Below are 17,908 nucleotides of genomic sequence, written 5' to 3' on the forward strand. Positions count from 1 at the left end.
TGAACGATCAATCGGTGATCACGCGAGCATCGCCATAGCCCCGCTTGGCGGCGCCGTCACGGGCGCTTTTCGCGGCGGCGGCATCGGCGAAGGGGCCAAGCTCGACGAGCCAGAACTTGCCCGATTGCGAGACGTGGCCGCCGAGCCTGGCGGCAAGCCCCTTGGCATTGCCCTCGTTCGAGAAGGTGCCGACGCGGACGCGGTATTTGCCGGTTGCGGGAGCCGGCTTGGCCGGGGGCTTGGCGGCTGCACGCTCCGCTGTCGCCTTGGCCGGCTTTACCGGGCCGGGGGCGGAGGCTTTCGCGGGCGCCGCGGGTTTTGACGGCGGCGCATAGGATGTTCCGGGCTTCGGCGTCGCGGGCACGGGCTTGGACGTGGCGGGCCCAGGCTTGACAGCGGCGACGGGCGGCGCCGGCCTTGCGGTCGCCGGCGCGGCGACATCGGCGACGCGCGCGCGCAAGCCATTGAGCAGGATCGGCGGCGCGTCGAGCCGGGGTGCCGCGGGCCGCCCCTGCGACAGCGCGACCTGATCGGCCGCGATCGGATCGACCTGGCGGATTCGCACGGCCGCAGTGCCCGTCATCCCGATCAGCTTTGCCGCCTTGGGCGATAGCTCGGCGAGAACCCCGCGTGTCGCCGCCGGCGTGGCACGGGTTTCGAGCAGCGCGGTGCGGCCGGTGGCGAGATCGGTCACTTCGGCAAAGCCCCCCGCGGGCAATCGCGCGCCCGATACGGTGATGCCGCCGGCCCCCGCCCCTGCGACGGCGGCATAGCCGACCTCGTCGAACCGTTCGGCCCCCGATGTCGCGCTCGGGCCGCTGCCGGCGGGCAGGTTCGCGGGCGGCGTCGCATCGCCGACCGGCGCGACCGACGGCACGCCGACCGGCTTTTGCTGGGCAGCAGCCGCAGCGCCCGCGATCAGCCCCGTCATCGCCAGCGCGGCGAACGCGCCCTTATTGAGATACCGCATCCGCCAACAGCCCCACCGATAATGCGTAGAAATTCGAGCAATTGTAATCGAGGATCACCCGGTAATTGCCGGTCAGCAGATAGGCGGTGCGCCCCGGCCCGTCGGGCTCCAGCAGCGTCGCCAGCATGTCGTTGTCGGCCGGCCAGCTACGCGTCAGCGGCACGAGCCCCAGCGCGCGCCACTCCGCCATCGTCTTCCATTCGCTGTGCCGGGCATAGACCTTCTGGCAGCGCGGCGCGACCGTTTTGCCGGCAATCGCATCGGCATCGACGCTCGACGGCACCGAGACGGCGAAGCCCCAGGGCTCCCCCTTGCGCCAGCCGGCATTGACGAAATAATTGCCGATCGAGGCCAGCACATCGGCATCCGAATGCCAGATATCGGCATGGCCATCGCCATCACCATCGGTGGCGAGGCGCAGATAGACAGATGGCAGGAATTGCGGGCCGCCGGTCGCGCCCGCCCAGCTTCCTTGCAGCGTGCTGCGCGAGACGCCCTTGTCCATGATCTTCAGCGCGTCGATGAATTCCTTCTCGAACAAGCTGCGCCGGCGGCCTTCATAAGCGAGCGTCGCCAACGAATTTGGCAGATCGAAATTGCCGGTATAGCCGCCGTAATTGGTCTCATGCCCCCAGATCGACACCATGATCGATTCGGGCACGCCGGTTTCTTCCTCGATCCGGGCGAGCTTGCCACGATTTTCCTGATACGCGGCCTGACCACGACGGATTCGTGCGGCATCGACATGCTTTGCCTTGTAGGGCGCGAACATCGGGATCGGCGCGTTGGGATTGCCGCCGGGCTGGCCGCGATCGAGTTCGATCACGCGATCACTCATCGTCAGCGTCGGGAACACGCTGTCGATCGTGCGCTGCGAAACGCCGGCGGCGGCGGTCTTGGCGCGCAGCGTCTGCAGATAGGATTGAAATCCGTCCTCGGTCTGCGCGACGGCAGAGCCGCCGGTCAGCGCACAGGCGACGACGCCCGTGGTGATGAGAAGGAAACGCTTCGCTCGTGCTGGTACACCCCACATAGCGGCGACGATGCCACAGTGCGGGCGCGGGATGAACCCCCTGTCGTCGGGGCTCTTGCACAAAATGCCGCTTGATGCCTATGCGCTTGGCGCACGCGGAGAGGTGGCCGAGTGGTTTAAGGCAGCGGTCTTGAAAACCGCCGTGGGTTCACGCTCACCGTGGGTTCGAATCCCACCCTCTCCGCCATTATTCGATCTCGCGGCCTGTTCGCTTCGCTCACGCCTCCGATAGGGCGGCCGGTCGCGCAGTCGCGCTCCTGGCTCCGAGTTCGAACTTCGTCCCGAACTCTCCGCCGCTCACCAATCGCAGCGCAGCGTTTCGTCGAGGTCGAGCAGCGTTTCGAAGGACTCGTCGTCGAGCGGCTCGTCGAACTGGCAGCCGGCGAGGAAATCGTCGGACCAGATGATCGTCGCCGCGCGCGGACCGATTACCGGCAAGGTAAGCCACATCGTCGTGCCGCGCTTCAATGCCGAATAGATTTGCAGCCGCGCGCCGTGGAGCGACAGATCGACCACCCGGCACAGCGCGCGATCGAGCCCGCCGCGACCAATCCGCGCATCGAGCGACACCGGCTTGCGATGGCTGCGCCGGCCGACCGCCAGCGTCAATTCGATTTCGGCAGCGAGCATGACCCGTTACTCCTCACGCGACGAACGCGAGGAAGGCTATGCCCGGGAGGGTTAACGCGCCGTCAACGAGGACGGCGCGTGAGGCGATTACTTCTTGCCGAGCGAGAGGCCGCCGAAGCGCTTGTTGAAGCGCGCGACCTGGCCGCCCGAATCGAGCAGGCGCTGGTTGCCGCCGGTCCAGGCCGGGTGCGAGGTGGGATCGATGTCGAGCGCCAGCGTGTCGCCTTCGCTGCCCCAGGTGGAGCGCGTCTCGAACACGGTGCCGTCGGTCATCTGCACCTTGATCATGTGGTAATCGGGGTGGGTGTTCTTCTTCACGTCACAAACTCCTTGAGCCGCTGGTTTCCGACCAGCCGCGAGCGCGCGCCTGTACACGGCGCTTCGGTGAATGGCAACCTTCGGTCAGGCTTTCGGCGGATCGGCGATCATCGCGGTGAAGTTCGCTTCGGCGGCGACCTGACCGTCGATCGTCGCGCGGCCGGTAAATTTGCACACCGTCGCGCGCTTCTGGACGAATTCGACCTCGAGCTTGAGCAGCACGCCGGGCTCGACCGGCTTGCGAAACTTGGCGCCGTCGATCGCCATGAAATAGACCAGCTTGCCCGAACCCGCGAGGCCGAGGCTTTCGACTGCCAGCACGCCGGCGGCTTGCGCCAGCGCCTCGACGATCAGCACGCCGGGCATGATCGGGCGTCCGGGGAAATGGCCCTGGAAAAAGCCCTCGTTGATCGTCACCGCCTTCACGGCCGTGATCGACCGGTCGAGGATGATCTCCTCGACGCGGTCGACCAGCAGCATCGGATAACGGTGCGGCAGCGCCGCCATCACCTGGCCGATATCCATCGGCCCGGTGCGGCGGTCCGCCGTCGCGTCGTCGCTCACCGGCCCGCCGGCGCTGACGGGTTGGCGGCCGGTGCCGCGGGGGCAGCCTGTTGCTGCTGCTGACCCGGCTGCCAATTGGCCGGCGGCGTGACGCTGACCGGCGCGGTGATCAGGCGATCGAGCTCGGCGGTGACGGCGCTGGTGACGTCAGCCGAGGGATCGGCGACGAAGGTCGCTTCCGGGCGCAGCAGCACGGCGATCTTGCGCTGCTTGACGACGTTGGAAACAGCATCGTCCTCATGCCCGCTGATCTGTTCGATCGCATAGGCCTTGGCACGATTGAACGGCAGCGACATCCGCTGCAATTCCTGCTGCGCCGACTGCTCCTTGGCCTGGAGCGCCTTCACCGCGTTCGGATTCGAGGTCTGCGCGGCCTGCAGTTCGGCCTGCGAGATCTGGCCGTCCTTGTTGGTATCGAGCGGCGCGGCCGAGGTCTTGATCTCGTTGGCGAGCGCGGTCTGGCGCGCCTGCACCTGGGCGATCTGGGCCTTGTAGGTGGTCTGGATCGTCTGCGCCGCCGTCTTCCATGCATTGGAATTGGCGATCGCCGCATCGGGATCGAGCACAGCGACCGACTGGGCGCTGGCCGGCGCCGCGGCAGCGATCAGGCCGGGAGCGGCAATCGCGGCGGCAAACACGAGTTTGGAGATATTGGTCATCAGTAAGAAGCCCCTACATTGAAGGTGATAAGTTTCTTGTCATCGCCCGGTTGCGTCACCAACGCCTTGGCGACGTCGATCCGCAACGGGCCGAACGGTGAATTCCAGTTGACGCCGATGCCGACGGAGACGCGCGGGCTCGGCGAATCGCCGAGATAGACTTCCTTGAACGGCGAAACGGTCTGGCCCAGCGCGGTGTTCGAGGTCACACCGTTACAGCCGCCGCTGCCGTCGGGCACGCCGGCCGCGCAGGTCGTCTGGATATAGGAGCCGTCAGCACCGACATATTCGTACAGTGGGTTGCCCGAGCTGTCCTTGGTGGCGATGAACAGCGGATCGACGATCGTGTTGCCGTTGGTATCGACATGCGTCGGGAAGCTCGCGGTCGGCAGCGGCTTCTTGAGCCCGAACAACGCGCCGACATCGACATAGATCGACGGCCTGAGCCCGAGTTCCGATGCGCCCGCGCCGAGCGGCAGCTCGAGCTCGAGGTGGCCGAGATAATAAGCGCGCCCACCAAGTGCGTCGTCCGCCACCGAATTCTTGTCGGTATTGAGGACCTGCTTTCCGTCGGAATCGGTGGTGTAATAATAACGCTTCACGCGCGGCCCGATGCCGCGAATGTCGAAGCCGCGGAACTGCGGTTCGCCGAGCAGGAAGCGGTCGGTCAGCCGCACCGCGTCGATGCCCGGGCCGGGGTTCTTCTCCAGCGGCGCGATCCAGCCGCCCTCGGCACGCGCCGACAGGATCCAGCCGCTGCCGAAGCCCCAATAATGGGCGTAATCGGCGCGCGTCTTGACGTAGCGCACATTGCCGCCGAGGCCGGCGAAATCCTGGCTGAACGTCATCCGCGTGCCGGCGCTGGGATGCAGCGCATTGTTCAGCGTCGAATAGATGATCGAATAGCCGAGCGCCGAGGTCCAGCGATTGCCCAGCGAATCGCAAAGGTAGCGCCCGGCCTTGAGCGGATCGCAGGCGCCGTCGGTATAATAGGTGCCCTTGTCGAGCGACACCTGATCGTAGGTCAGCTGATAGCGCCCGGCGAGGCTCCAATATTCGGTAATCGGCACGCCGGTGCGGATCTGGAAACCGGTCGAAACGTCGCCATAGGTCGTCTCGCGGCTGTCACCGATATAGTTGAACGCGTTGTAATCGCGGCGGAAGATATTGCCGCCAAGCGCGATTTCCTTGTCGAACAGATGCGGCTCGGTGAAGCCGAGATCGATCGACTTGGAATAATAGGACCATTGCACGTTGGCGCTGAGCGTCTGGCCCATGCCGCGGAAATTGTTCTGGGTGATGCCGCCCTGGATGATGAAGCCTTCGAGATCCGAATAGCCCGCCGAAAGCGACAGCTCGCCGGTTGCCTTTTCCTGGAGATCGGCCTGCAGGATCACGCGATCGGGCGCCGAGCCCTGCGCCTGCTTGATCTCGAACTTGTCCTGGAAATAGCCGAGGCTGTTGATCCGATCCGACGACCGCTTGACCTGGAAAGTGTTAAAAGCATCGCCTTCCGCGAGCCGCATCTCGCGACGGATCACCTTGTCCTGTGTCTGCGTATTGCCGTTGATGTCGATCCGCTCGACATAAGTGCGCTTGGCCTCGCCGATATGGAAGTTGAGGTCCATCGTCTGCGTGTCGGGATGGGGCGTGTATTCCGGATCGACATTGGCAAAGGCATAGCCGAACAGGCCGGCCGTGTTGGTCAGGCTGTCGAGCGCGTCCTCGACCGACTTGGCGTTGTACCAGTCGCCCTTGTGGAACGGCAGCGTCTTGGCGAGGCGCTTGCCGTCGAAATCGCGGATGTCGCTGTCGACCGTGACGTCACCGAACTTGTAGCGTTTTCCTTCCTCGATCACATAAGTGATGATGAAGTCCTTCTTGTTCGGCGCCAGCTCGGCAACGGCGGACGTCACGCGGAAATCGGCATAGCCTTCGGTCAGGTAGAATTGACGCAGCTTCTGCTGGTCATAGGCCATGCGATCCTGATCGTAGGTCGTGTTCGACGACAGGATCGTCAGCAGCCGCGCTTCCTTGGTCGCCATCTGCTTGCGCAGCTTGCCGTCGGAAAAGACGTGGTTGCCGATGATGTTGATCTGGCGGACCTTGGACTTGTCACCCTCGGTAATGTCGAAGATCACGTCGACGCGGTTCTGATCGAGCGCGACCATCTCCGGCTGCACATTGGCGCCGAACCGGCCTTCGCGGCGATAAAGCTCCAGGATGCGCGACACGTCCTGGCGAACGCCGGTGCGGGTGAAGATCTGCCGCGGTGCGAGCTTGATCTCCTTCTGGATTTTGTCGCTCTTGAGGTGCTTGTTGCCTTCGAGGATCACCCGGTTAATCAGCGGGTTTTCCTTCACCTTGACGACGATGTTGCCGCTTTCGACGCCATCGATGCTGACATCGGCGAAGAAGCCGCTGTTGTAGAGATCGCGGATCGCCTGATCGAGGATCGCATTGTCATAGGGCTCGCCGACCCGCAGCTTGGTGTAGGAGAGCACCGTCGCGGGCTCGATCCGCTGCGAGCCGTCGACGCTCAGCGACTTGATGATGCGCACCGGCGCCGGGGCGGGTGCAACCGCGGGCGCGCCGGCCGCTCCGGCGGGTTGCGCGGCCGCCGGGGCGGTCTGCCCCTGAGCTGGAGCGGGCGCAGACTGGTCTTGCGGCGTGGCCTGACCCTGGGCAGCCGCATCCTGCGCGGACGCGACGGCGGGCAGGCCCGACAGGATCGTGCCGGCCAGCAGCCAGGTCAATGCTCGCGTGCCGAGCTTCGATGCGTTGGTTACTGTCACAGTCCCACCCTAAACGGAATCGCTTTGCCGGAAACGGCGCGCCATGCCCTGCCCTAACCGCCTCACCCGATCAACCCGGCGAGGTTCTTCCACAGTCCGAAAGCGCCCAAATCGTTGAACGTCACCACCAGAATCAGCGCAGCCAGTGCCGCCAGCCCGCCGCGAAACGCCCATTCCTGCGCTTCGGCGCCGAGCGGCCGGCGCCGGACCGCCTCAATCGCGTAGAACAGCAAATGGCCACCATCGAGCATGGGAACTGGCAACAGGTTGATGAATCCGAGGTTAATCGAAACGACCGCGATCAACGCGACGAAGGCATCGGGCCCAAGCGTCATCTGCTCGCCGGCGATCCGCGCGGTGCCGACCGGGCCGTTCAAGTCCTTGACCGAGCGCCGTCCCGAGACGATCTGGCCGATCCCGTCGATCGTCACCTGAACGAGCTCGCCGGCTCTGCGCAGGCCGACCACCGGCGCTTCGGCAAGGCCGACCGTGGTGAGAACGGGATCGGTCGCCTGCACGCCGAGCTGCCCGATGACGAAATGGTTGCCGAAGCGATCGCGCTGCTCGACGCGGCCGAGCGTCGCCTGCTGCGCCATCGGCTTGCCGTTGCGGACGAAATCGATCTCGACCTTCTCGCCGGGCCGCAACACGACATAGCGCGCGAGCTGATCGAACGTGTCGAACGAACGCCCGCCGACGGCGGTGATGCGGTCGCCCGCCTGCAGCCCCGTGACCTGCGCCGGACTGTTCGGCATCACCGCGCCGACCACGGTGGGCGTGCGCAAGTCGCCATAAGCGAAGGCAAAGGCCGACAGGATGGCGATGGCGATGATGAAATTGGTGATCGGGCCGGCGGCGACGATGATCGCGCGCTGCCACAACGGCTTGGCCTGGAAGGTCTGCGCGCGCTCGGCCGGCGGCAACGAAAGCCAGTCGGCGCTCGGCTGGCTGGCCGGGTTCATGTCGCCGGCGAAGCGGACATAGCCGCCGAGCGGCAGCCAGGCGAGCTTCCAGCGCGTGCCGCGCTTGTCGGTCCAGCCGGCGATTTCGTGGCCGAAGCCGATCGAGAAAGCCTCGGCCTTCACCCCGAACCAGCGGCCGGCGAAATAATGGCCGAGCTCGTGCACGAACACGAGCGGACCGATCACCAGCATGAACGCCAGCAAACTGAATAAAATGCCGGGATTTTGAGTCAAACGAGGCAATCCTCTACACGCTGACGCGCCACCGCCCTGGCTTCTGCGTCCACCGCCAGGACCGCTTCGAGCGTTTCCGGCGCCTGGGGCTGATAACGCATCATCGTATCGGCGACGATTGCGGCAATTTCGAGGAAGCCGATGCGCCCGTCAAGAAACGCCGCAACGGCGACTTCATTGGCGGCGTTCAGGATCGCCGGCATCGCGCCGCCCGCAGCCAGCGCCTCACGGGCCAGACGGAGCGCAGGAAAGCGTTCCTCGTCCGGCGCCTCGAAATCGAGCCGGCCGATGCGGACCAGATCGAGCGGCTGCATCGGCGTCGCGATGCGATCGGGCCAGGCGAGCGTGTGCGCGATCGGCACCCGCATGTCGCTGGGCCCCATCTGCGCCAGCATCGAGCCATCGACATAATCGACGATCGAATGGATGATCGACTGGCGATGAACGACGATCTCGATTCGCGCCGGATCGACCGGAAACAGCCGCGCCGCCTCGATCAGTTCGAGGCCCTTGTTCATCATCGTCGCCGAATCGACCGAAATCTTGGCGCCCATCGACCAATTGGGATGCGCGACGGCCTGCGCAGGAGTGACGACGCGCATCGCTTCGCTCGTCCATTCGCGGAACGGGCCGCCCGACGCGGTGAGGATGATGCGCCGTACCCGCTCCGGCCGCTCGAAATCGAAGCACTGGAAGATCGCATTATGCTCCGAATCGGCCGGCAGCACCGTCGCGCCGCGCCTCTTCGCCTCGGCGAGCACGAGGTCGCCGGCCGAAACCAGCGGTTCCTTGTTGGCGAGCACCACCGTGCCGCCGCCCGCCAGCGCCGCGATCACCGGCTCGAGCCCGGCGCAGCCGACGATCGCGGCCATCGTCCAGTCGCTGTCGGCCGCGGCCTCGCACACCGCCTGCCGGCCTGCCGCCGCGGCGATGCCGGTGCCCGACAGACGTGCGCGCAGATCGGCGAAGCAGCTTTCGTCGGCGACCACCGCGCGCTTGGCATTGGTGCGGATCGCCGCGGCGGCAAGCTCCACGACGTTGCAATTGGCGGTCAGCGCGACCACCTCGAACTCTTCCGGCGACCGCTCGATCAGGTCGAGCGTCGACCGCCCGACCGATCCGGTCGCGCCCAGCACGGAAACGCGCTTCACCATCCGATCAGCGGATACAGCTTTGGCACGACGACGACCAGTACCGCCGCGACGGGCGCCACCGGCACCAGCCCGTCGATACGATCGAGCACGCCGCCATGGCCGGGCAGGATGTTGCCCGAATCCTTCACGCCCGCGCGGCGCTTGAGCCAGCTTTCATAGAGATCGCCCGCCTGCGCGACGATCGCCAGCAGCGGCGAGGCCAGCGTCAGCCGCAGCGCAAGCCCGTAAGCGACGTGCATGATGATCCCGAACAGCGCCGCCAGGACCATCCCGCCGATCAGCCCGGCCCAGGTCTTGTTCGGGCTGATCGCCGGGGCGAGCTTGGCGCCGCCGATCGCGCGACCGGCGAAATAGGCGCCGATATCGGTCACCCACACCAGTGCCATCGCCCAGAAGGCGTAGAGGATGCCGTCCTCCTGCCGCCTGATCAGGATCAGCGACAGCACCGGCAAGCCGGCGTAGACAATGCCCAGGGCCAGCGGCGGACGCTGGCTGACGATGACGATGAAGAATGCCGCACCGGCCAGGATGCCGAGCGCGAAGAAGCCGGGGCCGGCGGCGAGCGGGCTCATGATCGCCAGCGGCACGACCAACGTGAATTGCGCCAGCCGCTTGGTTCTGGCTGGCACCGCGAACAGATCGCTCCATTCGGCCATCATCAGCAAGGCGACCAGGCAGGTCAGCGCCCAGAACACCACGCCACCGACCATCAGCGCGATCGCGGCGACCGCGATCAGCGCGACGCCGACCAGCGTCCTGAGCGTCAGCTCGGACATCTGCCTTGGGGGAGCGTCGTCGCTCACAGGCCCCCGAAACGGCGCTGGCGGCGACCATAAGATCCGATCGCTTCGGCCAGCGCGGCACCGTCGAAATCGGGCCACAGCGTGTCGACGAACAGCAATTCGGCATAGGCCGCCTGCCACAGCAGGAAATTGGACAAGCGATGCTCGCCCGAGGTGCGGATCAAGAGGTCGAGCGGCGGCAGGTCGCGGGTATCGAGCCGCGCCTCGATCGCCGCTTCGTCGATCGTCTCGGGGTTGAGGTGCCCCGCCGCCGCGTCCGCCGCGAGCGCCTTGGCCGCGGCGATCAGCTCGGCCTGCGCCCCGTAATTGAGCGCGATCGCCAGGATCGGGCCGGTGTTGCCCGCGGTCCGCGCCAGCGCGTCGTCGACCATCTCGACCAGATCGGGCGCGAAACGGCGATAATCGCCGATCACGCGCAACCGCACGTTTTCGCGGATCAACTCGTCGAGATCGCTGCGGATGAACAGCCGCAGCAGCCCCATCAGGTCGCTGACTTCGCTTTCGGGCCGGCGCCAGTTTTCCGAGGAGAAGGCGTAGAGCGTCAACGCCTCGATCCCCATCGCGCGCGCCGCACGCGTCACCTTGCGCACCGCTTCGACGCCGGCGCGATGCCCGGCGGCACGCGGCAGGAAGCGCTTCTTCGCCCAGCGCCCGTTGCCGTCCATGATGATCGCGACATGGCGCGGGGTCGCGCCCTCGCCACCATTGGCCAGGGCCGGAACGGTGCTCATCGGGCAGCCCCCTTCACGCTCGCGCCGAGCATGTCGACGCACGAGAAAGCGCCCTTCGACAAGCTCAGGGCAAACGAATTAGGGGCGCGCGGCTCGATCACTGCCCCATGATTTCCTTTTCCTTGGCCGTCGCGGCCGCGTCGATATCGGCGATCGTCGCGTCGGTCAGCTTCTGCACCTCGGTTTCGAGCCGCTTGCGCTCGTCTTCAGAATAGACGCCCTTCTTCTCGTCGGTCTTGAGGCTGTCATTGCCGTCACGCCGCACGTTGCGCACCGCGATCCGCGCCTTTTCGGCATATTGCCCGGCGAGCTTGGCGAGCTCCTTGCGACGTTCCTCGGTAAGATCCGGGATCGGCAGGCGCAGCGTGTTGCCGTCATTGATCGGGTTGAGCCCCAGGCCGGCCGAACGGATCGCCTTTTCCACCGGCCCGATGTTCGACTTGTCCCATACCTGCACGCTGAGCATGCGCGGCTCCGGCGCCGAGACGGTGGCGACCTGATTGAGCGGCATGTGCGCGCCATAGACCTCGACCGTCACCGGATCGAGCAGCGCGGTCGACGCGCGGCCGGTGCGCAGGCCGGCGAGATCGTGCTTGAGCGCCTCCACGGCACCGCCCATGCGGCGTTCGAGATCGGCCTTGTCGTATGCGGGCATCACTGGCTCTCCTGATCGGTGACGATCGTCGACGTTCCCTCGCCCTGCAGGACGGCGGCGAGATTGCCCTCGCCGCGAATGTTGAAGACGACGATCGGAATGTGGTTATCGCGGCACAAGGCCACCGCGCTGGCGTCCATCACCTTCAGATTATCGGCGAGGACCCTGTCGTAAGAGACTGTTTCGTATCGCTTCGCGGTGGGGACTTGCTTGGGATCGGCATCATAGACGCCATCGACCGAGGTGCCCTTGAACAACGCGTCGCACTTCATCTCGGCGGCGCGCAAGGCAGCGCCGGTATCGGTGGTGAAATAGGGGCTGCCGACGCCCGCGGCGAAGATCACCACGCGGCCCTTTTCCAGGTGGCGTTCGGCGCGGCGGCGGATGAACGGTTCGCACACGCTGGCCATCGGGATCGCCGATTGCACGCGGGTATCGACGCCGATCTGCTCGAGCGCGTTCTGCACGGCGAGCGCGTTCATCACCGTCGCCAGCATGCCCATATAATCGCCGGTCGCGCGATCCATGCCGCGCGCCGCGCCCGAGATGCCGCGGAAGATGTTGCCGCCGCCGACGACGACGCAGAGTTCATGCCCCATTGCGCGCACCGCGGCGATTTCCTCGGCGACGCGGCCGGTGACCGCGGGATCGATCGCGAGACCGCCCTCGCCCATCAGGACCTCGCCGGAAAGCTTGAGAAGGATGCGTTTGAAACGGGGCGTGGACATGAAACCTACAGGATTGTCAGCGAGGCGGCGGCGCGGACCTTAGAGGCGCGTCTCGCGTGTGCCAAGCGTTGATACCACCGAGCGATCGTGCAGAAACGATGCACGTTCGCCGGGCGCAAAAAGGGCGGACGCCAGCCGCTGCCGGCGCCCGCCCCTTCGATGGTGCGCGATTACTTCTTGATACCGGCGGTCGCGGCGACCTCGGCAGCGAAATCGCTCTCTTCCTTCTCGATGCCCTCGCCGAGCTGGAAGCGGACGTAATCCTTGAGCGTGATCGGCTTGCCGGCGTCCTTGCCAGCCTTGGCGACGACGTCGGCCACGGGGGTCTTGTTGTCCATCACGAAGAGCTGCGACATCAGCGCATTCTCCTTGGCGAACTTCTTCACCGCGCCATCGACCATCTTCGCGACGATCTCGGCGGGCTTGCCCGATTCGCTGGCCTTTTCGGTCGCGATCGCGCGCTCGCGCTCGAGCACGTCCTGGTCGAGCCCGGTCTCGTCGAGCGCCAGCGGGAACGCCGCGGCGATGTGCATCGCGATCTGCTTGCCGAGCGGCTCGAGCACGTCGGCGCCGGCCTCGCTCTCGAGCGCGACGAGCACGCCGATCTTGCCGAGGCCGGGGGCCTGCGCATTGTGGACATAGGGCACGATCGCGCCGTTCGACACTTCGAGGCGCTTCGCACGGCGGATCGACTGGTTCTCGCCGATCGTCGCGATGTTGTTGGTCAGCACTTCCTCAACGGTCTTGCCGTCAAGCGGCGCCGCCTTGATCGCCTCGACGTCGTCGCCCGCGTCGAGCGCGACCGTGGTGACGTCACGGACGAACGCCTGGAACTGCTCGTTCTTGGCGACGAAATCGGTCTCCGAATTGACCTCGACGGCAGCGCCCCTGGTGCCCTGCACCTCGATGCCGACCAGGCCCTCGGCCGCGGTGCGGCTCGACTTCTTGGCGGCGGCGGCGAGGCCCTTGGTGCGCAGCCAATCGACCGCCGCGTCCATGTCACCGCTCGCTTCGGCCAGCGCCTTCTTGCAATCCATCATGCCGGCACCGCTCTTTTCGCGGAGCTCCTTGACCATCGCTGCCGTGATCTCGGCCATGTCTTTTTCCTCTAGCTTTCGTGAATATGGGTGCGGGCGAGGTAGAGCGCGCGCCCTACCCCGCCCGTATTGCAGTTCCGCGACGGCGGATCAGGCGTCGATCTGGCGCTCGGTCTCGGCAGCCGCCTCGGCGACTTCGGCCTCGGTCGGCGCGTTGGTCTCGGTGACCGCGGCCGACTGCTCCTCGGGCTCGGCCGCCGGGGTGGCGACGGCCTGCTCGACCGGCGGCTCGGCCATCGCGCCGAAATCCTGCCCGCTCATCTGCGCGGCGTCCTGGCCGCCACGGGTCGCGGCGATCGCCACGGCTTCGCAATAGAGGCGGATCGCGCGGCTCGCATCGTCGTTCGCCGGAACCGGGAAGGCGATGCCGTCGGGCGAGACGTTCGAATCGAGGATCGCAACGACCGGGATGCCGAGCGTGTTGGCTTCCTTGATCGCCAGCTCTTCCTTGTTGGCGTCGATCACGAACATGACATCGGGGATGCCGCCCATGTCGCGGATACCGCCGAGCGACAGCTCGAGCTTGTCGCGCTCACGGGTGAGCTGAAGGACTTCCTTCTTGGTCAGGCCCGCGGTGTCGCCCGACAGGCGCTCTTCCAGCGTCTTGAAGCGCTTGATCGACTGCGAGATCGTCTTCCAGTTGGTCAGCATGCCGCCGAGCCAGCGATGGTTGACGAAATGCTGGCCCGACTTGCGCGCGGCCTCGGCGATCGGCTCCTGCGCCTGGCGCTTGGTGCCGACGAACAGCACCTTGCCGCCGGCGGCGACGGTCGAGCTGACGAATTCGAGCGCGCGCGCGAACAGCGGCACGGTCTGCGACAGGTCGATGATGTGGACGCCGTTGCGATCGCCGAAGATGTACGGCTTCATCTTGGGGTTCCAGCGGTGCGTCTGGTGACCGAAATGCGCGCCGGTCTCGAGCAACTGCTGCATGGTGACGACGGGAGCCGCCATAATCAAATTCCTTTCCGGTTAGTCCTCTGGGAAGCAGTGACCCTTCAAGGGCACCGGTATGTGCGCTTCCCATGCGGGGTTGAGGCGGCGCGCTTAGCCCAGCGCTGCGCGCAAATCAAGCGTTGACATGGGGAACATTGATGGAACATAAAGGCTCCGAAGAACGAACACGGAACCTTGGCGGCTTGTTTTCGGTTTAGCCGCTCGCGTTTCCGCCCGAGGCAGGAGAATGGTCATGGCGGTGATTTCGGCTCTGATTTTCGCAGGCGCGGTGGCGCTGATCGTCGCAGTGATCGCGGGCACGCTGGTGCCGTCATGGGATAGCATCGTTGCCGCGCTTGCCGGGAAACCGATGCCGCAGCCGCGCCTGGTGTTGGCGCGCCGGCATCAGGCCGTCAGGCAGGATCGGCGGGTGACGCGTCTCGCGGAGCGGATGCGCGAAGCCGCCTGACTCGGCTATAAGCGCGCACGCTGAACGGGATCGCGAGGACGTAACCGACGCACAGCACGGTCAGCGTCTGCCAGGGCGCGGTAAGCAGTGCCGCGCCGAACAGCACGATCACCGCCAGCGCCTCGAAGCGGATGTTGCGGCGCAGGCGCATCGACGACCAGCTGAAGGTCGCGACGCTCGACACCATCATCAGCGCAACGAACGCGACCCAGGGGGCCACCAGCAGCGGCGAGCGGAACCAGTCGAGATCGCTCCAGAACCAGCAATACATCGGCAGCATCGCCAGCAGCGCCCCCGCCGGCGCGGGGACGCCGGTGAGGAAGCCCGCCGATTTATGCGGTTGCTCGCTCACGTCGATATTGGCGTTGAAGCGCGCCAGCCGCAGCGCGCAGAACACGGCAAGGACGAGCGCGCAGATCCAGCCCAGCTTCGGCACCCCGATCAGCGCCCATAGATAGACCACCACCGCCGGCGACACGCCGAAGGACACAACATCGGAAAGCGAATCGAGCTCGGCCCCGAACCGGCTCGCACCATGCAGCATTCGGGCGACGCGACCGTCGAGCCCATCGAGCACGCCCGCGACCATGATCATCAGGACGGCACGCTCCCACTCGCCGCCGATCGCGTAACGGATCGCGGAGAGGCCGAAGCACAAGGCCAGCGCGGTGACGGCGTTGGGCGCGACGGCGCGAAGCGGCAGGCCGCGAACCGGCCGGCGGAGCGGCGGCCTCATGCTCGGCACGCCGCCAAAGCCATCACCCCGGACGTGTTCCGGCATGACGAATGGTGTGAGCGGTGCGTCATCATCACCACGCTCTACGCCCGACGCAGCCGGATCTTTCCGTCACTGCGCCACGCCGATCGCCGCCGGCAGGCCGATCCGGCCGAGCACGGTTTCGCCGGCGATGCTGCGCTGGCCGAGCGCGACCTGCGGCTCGACGCCCTCGGGCAGATAGACGTCGACGCGGCTGCCGAAGCGGATCAGCCCGACGCGCTGCCCCGCCGCGACGATGTCGCCCGGCTTGACGAACGGCACGATCCGCCGCGCGACCAGCCCCGCGATCTGGGTGAACCCGATCCGCCGCCCGTCGAAACTCTCGACCAGGATATGCTGCCGCTCATTCTCCTCGCTCGCCTTGTCGAGATCGGCGTTGAGGAACTTGCCCGAAATATAGACGACCGAGCGGATCGTCCCGGCGATCGGCGTGCGGTTCACATGCACGTCGAACACGCTCATGAAGATCGAGATGCGCACCAGCGGCGCATCGCCGAGCCCGTTCGGCCCGGCCATCTCGACCGGCACGGGCACGCGCTCGATCATCGTCACCAGCCCGTCGGCGGGTGCTACGATCAGGTCGTCGCCCTGCGGCGTGACGCGCACCGGATCGCGGAAGAACACCGCCACCCACACCGCAAGGCCGATCAGCGGCCAGGTCGCGATATCCCAGATCCAAAACGACACCAGCGCGATGACGCCGGCGATCAAGACATATTTGCGCCCCTCCGGATGCATGTCCGGAAAGCGCCATTTTACCGTGGAAGTGCCGACCGGCGGCTTTTCGAGCGAACTCATGGGCGCCGGGTCTAGCTGTGTCGCTGACATAAGACAACGCGCTCCGCTCGCCGAAATCGCTTTCCTACACGCGTGTCTCGTCATATGTTCTTTTTATGTTCTATACGCACGCCCTCCCCCTGCCGCTTCCTCCTCTATCATGCGGCGATCGCGGCGAAGTGGACGAAACCGTGCGACGCTCTCCACTTTCTCCACTTCACCGGTCGAGCGAGCCGCGGCTTGATCGCGCGACGCCATGCCCTTAGTGGCCAGCGCGACCCCTTCCTTTTGACGAAAGAGAGACAATGGCGAAGATCAAGGTGAAAACGCCCGTCGTGGAGATCGACGGCGACGAAATGACGCGGATCATCTGGGAATGGATCCGCGAGCGCCTGATCAAGCCGTATCTCGACATCGGCCTCGAATATTACGACCTGTCGGTCGAGAAGCGCGACGAGACCAACGACCAGATCACCATCGATTCGGCCAAGGCGATCCAGAAATACGGCGTCGGCGTGAAATGCGCGACGATCACGCCGGACGAGGCGCGGGTCGAGGAATTCGGCCTCAAGAAGATGTGGCGCTCGCCCAACGGCACGATCCGCAACATCCTGGGCGGCACGATCTTCCGAGAGCCGATCGTCATTTCGAACGTCCCGCGCCTGATCCCGGGCTGGACCAAGCCGATCGTCGTCGGCCGTCACGCCTTCGGCGACCAGTATCGCGCGACCGACTTCCGCGTCCCCGGCCCCGGCAAGCTGACCATGAAGTGGGAAGGCGAGAACGGCGAGACGCTCGATTTCGACGTGTTCGATTTCCCGTCGTCGGGCGTCGCGATGGGCATGTACAATCTCGACGATTCGATCCGCGATTTCGCCCGCGCGTCGATGAATTACGGCCTCAACCGCAAGTGGCCGGTGTACCTGTCGACCAAGAACACCATCCTCAAGGCCTATGACGGCCGCTTCAAGGATCTGTTCCAGGAAATCTACGAGGCCGAATTCGAAGGCAAGTTCAAGGAAGCCGGCATCGAATATCAGCACCGCCTGATCGACGACATGGTGGCGAGCGCGCTCAAGTGGAGCGGTGAGTTCGTCTGGGCGTGCAAGAATTATGACGGCGACGTGCAGTCGGATCAGGTCGCTCAGGGCTTCGGCTCGCTCGGCCTGATGACCTCGGTGTTGATGACCCCCGACGGCAAGACGATCGAGGCCGAGGCAGCGCACGGCACCGTCACGCGTCACTACCGCCAGCACCAGCAGGGCAAGGCGACCTCGACCAACCCGATCGCCTCGATCTTCGCCTGGACCGGCGGCCTCAAGTTCCGCGGCCAGTTCGACGGCACGCCCGACGTCACCAAGTTCGCCGAGACGCTCGAGCGCGTCTGCGTCGAGACGGTCGAGAGCGGCCAGATGACCAAGGATCTCGCCATCCTGATCGGTCCGAACCAGCCGTGGATGACCACCGAGCAGTTCTTCGAGGCGATCCGCTCGAATCTGGAGAAGGCGATGGCGGAACAGGGGCTGGGCTGAACGATTTGGTAGGAAGCGACCTTTCTTCTATCGTCATGCTGGACGTGTTCCGGGTGACGACTGGAAGAGAGGTCGCTTCAATG

The 17,908-nt window shown here is 65.7% G+C and carries 19 protein-coding genes and 1 tRNA gene; 3 read left to right on the plus strand and 17 right to left on the minus strand.

Features of this window, described 5'->3' with window-relative positions; translation table 11 throughout:
• Nucleotides 1–7: 7 nt before the first annotated feature.
• Together K7G81_RS07185 and K7G81_RS07190 are read right to left on the minus strand one after the other, a co-directional pair.
• Nucleotides 8–970 carry an SPOR domain-containing protein gene (locus K7G81_RS07185; RefSeq protein WP_223030041.1) on the minus strand — a complete coding sequence of 321 codons (963 nt, stop codon included), beginning with the start codon at nt 968–970 and terminating at the stop codon, nt 8–10.
• Nucleotides 954–2,003 (minus strand): lytic murein transglycosylase, encoded by a 1,050-nt coding sequence (locus tag K7G81_RS07190; RefSeq protein ID WP_223030042.1) that lies wholly within the window; start codon nt 2,001–2,003, stop codon nt 954–956. The genes K7G81_RS07185 and K7G81_RS07190 overlap by 17 nt, the downstream gene beginning before the upstream one ends.
• Before the next feature lie 97 nt (nt 2,004–2,100).
• Between K7G81_RS07190 and K7G81_RS07195 the strand changes: the two genes are divergently transcribed.
• Nucleotides 2,101–2,190: transfer RNA gene (locus K7G81_RS07195), tRNA-Ser, on the plus strand.
• Nucleotides 2,191–2,300: 110 nt separating this feature from the next.
• Here the strand turns inward: K7G81_RS07195 and K7G81_RS07200 are convergent.
• The 13 genes from K7G81_RS07200 to rpsB all read right to left on the minus strand — a co-directional run bounded on the left by K7G81_RS07200 (nt 2,301) and on the right by rpsB (nt 14,287).
• Entirely contained in the window at nt 2,301–2,633 is a 333-nt protein-coding gene (locus K7G81_RS07200) for a PilZ domain-containing protein (RefSeq protein WP_223030043.1), read from the minus strand.
• Nucleotides 2,634–2,720: 87 nt separating this feature from the next.
• The gene (rpmE, locus tag K7G81_RS07205; protein WP_223030044.1) at nt 2,721–2,951 is read right to left on the minus strand and encodes a 50S ribosomal protein L31; all 231 of its coding nucleotides are present in this window, start codon (nt 2,949–2,951) and stop codon (nt 2,721–2,723) included.
• Nucleotides 2,952–3,035: 84 nt separating this feature from the next.
• On the minus strand, nt 3,036–3,476 hold the full coding sequence (gene fabZ / locus K7G81_RS07210) for a 3-hydroxyacyl-ACP dehydratase FabZ (protein WP_223030167.1): 441 nt from the start codon (nt 3,474–3,476) through the stop codon (nt 3,036–3,038).
• A 35-nt stretch (nt 3,477–3,511) separates the two neighbouring features.
• Nucleotides 3,512–4,174 carry an OmpH family outer membrane protein gene (locus tag K7G81_RS07215; protein ID WP_223030045.1) on the minus strand — a complete coding sequence of 221 codons (663 nt, stop codon included), beginning with the start codon at nt 4,172–4,174 and terminating at the stop codon, nt 3,512–3,514.
• Nucleotides 4,174–6,969 (minus strand): outer membrane protein assembly factor BamA, encoded by a 2,796-nt coding sequence (gene bamA, locus K7G81_RS07220; protein ID WP_223030046.1) that lies wholly within the window; start codon nt 6,967–6,969, stop codon nt 4,174–4,176. Before bamA ends, K7G81_RS07215 begins: the two co-directional genes overlap by 1 nt.
• Nucleotides 6,970–7,031: 62 nt before the next feature.
• A complete protein-coding gene (locus K7G81_RS07225; protein WP_223030047.1) occupies nt 7,032–8,165 on the minus strand; it encodes a M50 family metallopeptidase in 1,134 nt (377 codons plus the stop codon).
• A complete protein-coding gene (locus K7G81_RS07230) occupies nt 8,162–9,319 on the minus strand; it encodes a 1-deoxy-D-xylulose-5-phosphate reductoisomerase (protein WP_223030048.1) in 1,158 nt (385 codons plus the stop codon). Before K7G81_RS07230 ends, K7G81_RS07225 begins: the two co-directional genes overlap by 4 nt.
• Nucleotides 9,313–10,095, minus strand: a complete 783-nt coding sequence (locus K7G81_RS07235; protein ID WP_223030049.1) for a phosphatidate cytidylyltransferase — start codon at nt 10,093–10,095, stop codon at nt 9,313–9,315. Before K7G81_RS07235 ends, K7G81_RS07230 begins: the two co-directional genes overlap by 7 nt.
• A gap of 23 nt (nt 10,096–10,118) precedes the next feature.
• Nucleotides 10,119–10,853 (minus strand): isoprenyl transferase, encoded by a 735-nt coding sequence (locus K7G81_RS07240; protein WP_223030050.1) that lies wholly within the window; start codon nt 10,851–10,853, stop codon nt 10,119–10,121.
• 97 nt (nt 10,854–10,950) lie between these two features.
• On the minus strand, nt 10,951–11,508 hold the full coding sequence (gene frr / locus K7G81_RS07245) for a ribosome recycling factor (protein WP_223030051.1): 558 nt from the start codon (nt 11,506–11,508) through the stop codon (nt 10,951–10,953).
• Nucleotides 11,508–12,236: a UMP kinase gene (gene pyrH, locus K7G81_RS07250; protein WP_223030052.1), complete on the minus strand. Its 729-nt coding sequence runs from the start codon at nt 12,234–12,236 to the stop codon at nt 11,508–11,510. The genes frr and pyrH overlap by 1 nt, the downstream gene beginning before the upstream one ends.
• 170 nt (nt 12,237–12,406) lie before the next feature.
• Nucleotides 12,407–13,333, minus strand: a complete 927-nt coding sequence (tsf, locus tag K7G81_RS07255) for a translation elongation factor Ts (protein WP_223030053.1) — start codon at nt 13,331–13,333, stop codon at nt 12,407–12,409.
• 90 nt (nt 13,334–13,423) lie between these two features.
• Entirely contained in the window at nt 13,424–14,287 is an 864-nt protein-coding gene (rpsB, locus tag K7G81_RS07260; RefSeq protein ID WP_223030054.1) for a 30S ribosomal protein S2, read from the minus strand.
• A gap of 235 nt (nt 14,288–14,522) precedes the next feature.
• On the opposite strand from rpsB, the gene K7G81_RS07265 reads away from it, so the two are divergent.
• The gene (locus tag K7G81_RS07265) at nt 14,523–14,738 is read left to right on the plus strand and encodes a hypothetical protein (protein ID WP_223030055.1); all 216 of its coding nucleotides are present in this window, start codon (nt 14,523–14,525) and stop codon (nt 14,736–14,738) included.
• Here the strand turns inward: K7G81_RS07265 and K7G81_RS07270 are convergent.
• Both K7G81_RS07270 and K7G81_RS07275 read right to left on the minus strand, forming a co-directional pair.
• The gene (locus K7G81_RS07270; RefSeq protein ID WP_223030056.1) at nt 14,683–15,474 is read right to left on the minus strand and encodes a CDP-alcohol phosphatidyltransferase family protein; all 792 of its coding nucleotides are present in this window, start codon (nt 15,472–15,474) and stop codon (nt 14,683–14,685) included. The genes K7G81_RS07265 and K7G81_RS07270 overlap by 56 nt on opposite strands.
• Before the next feature lie 111 nt (nt 15,475–15,585).
• Nucleotides 15,586–16,314: a phosphatidylserine decarboxylase gene (locus K7G81_RS07275; RefSeq protein ID WP_223030057.1), complete on the minus strand. Its 729-nt coding sequence runs from the start codon at nt 16,312–16,314 to the stop codon at nt 15,586–15,588.
• A 284-nt stretch (nt 16,315–16,598) separates the two neighbouring features.
• Between K7G81_RS07275 and K7G81_RS07280 the strand changes: the two genes are divergently transcribed.
• Entirely contained in the window at nt 16,599–17,825 is a 1,227-nt protein-coding gene (locus tag K7G81_RS07280) for an NADP-dependent isocitrate dehydrogenase (RefSeq protein WP_223030058.1), read from the plus strand.
• Nucleotides 17,826–17,908: the final 83 nt, after the last annotated feature.

The organism is Hephaestia mangrovi (assembly GCF_019880555.1).
GTDB classification, from domain to species: domain Bacteria; phylum Pseudomonadota; class Alphaproteobacteria; order Sphingomonadales; family Sphingomonadaceae; genus Sphingomonas; species Sphingomonas mangrovi.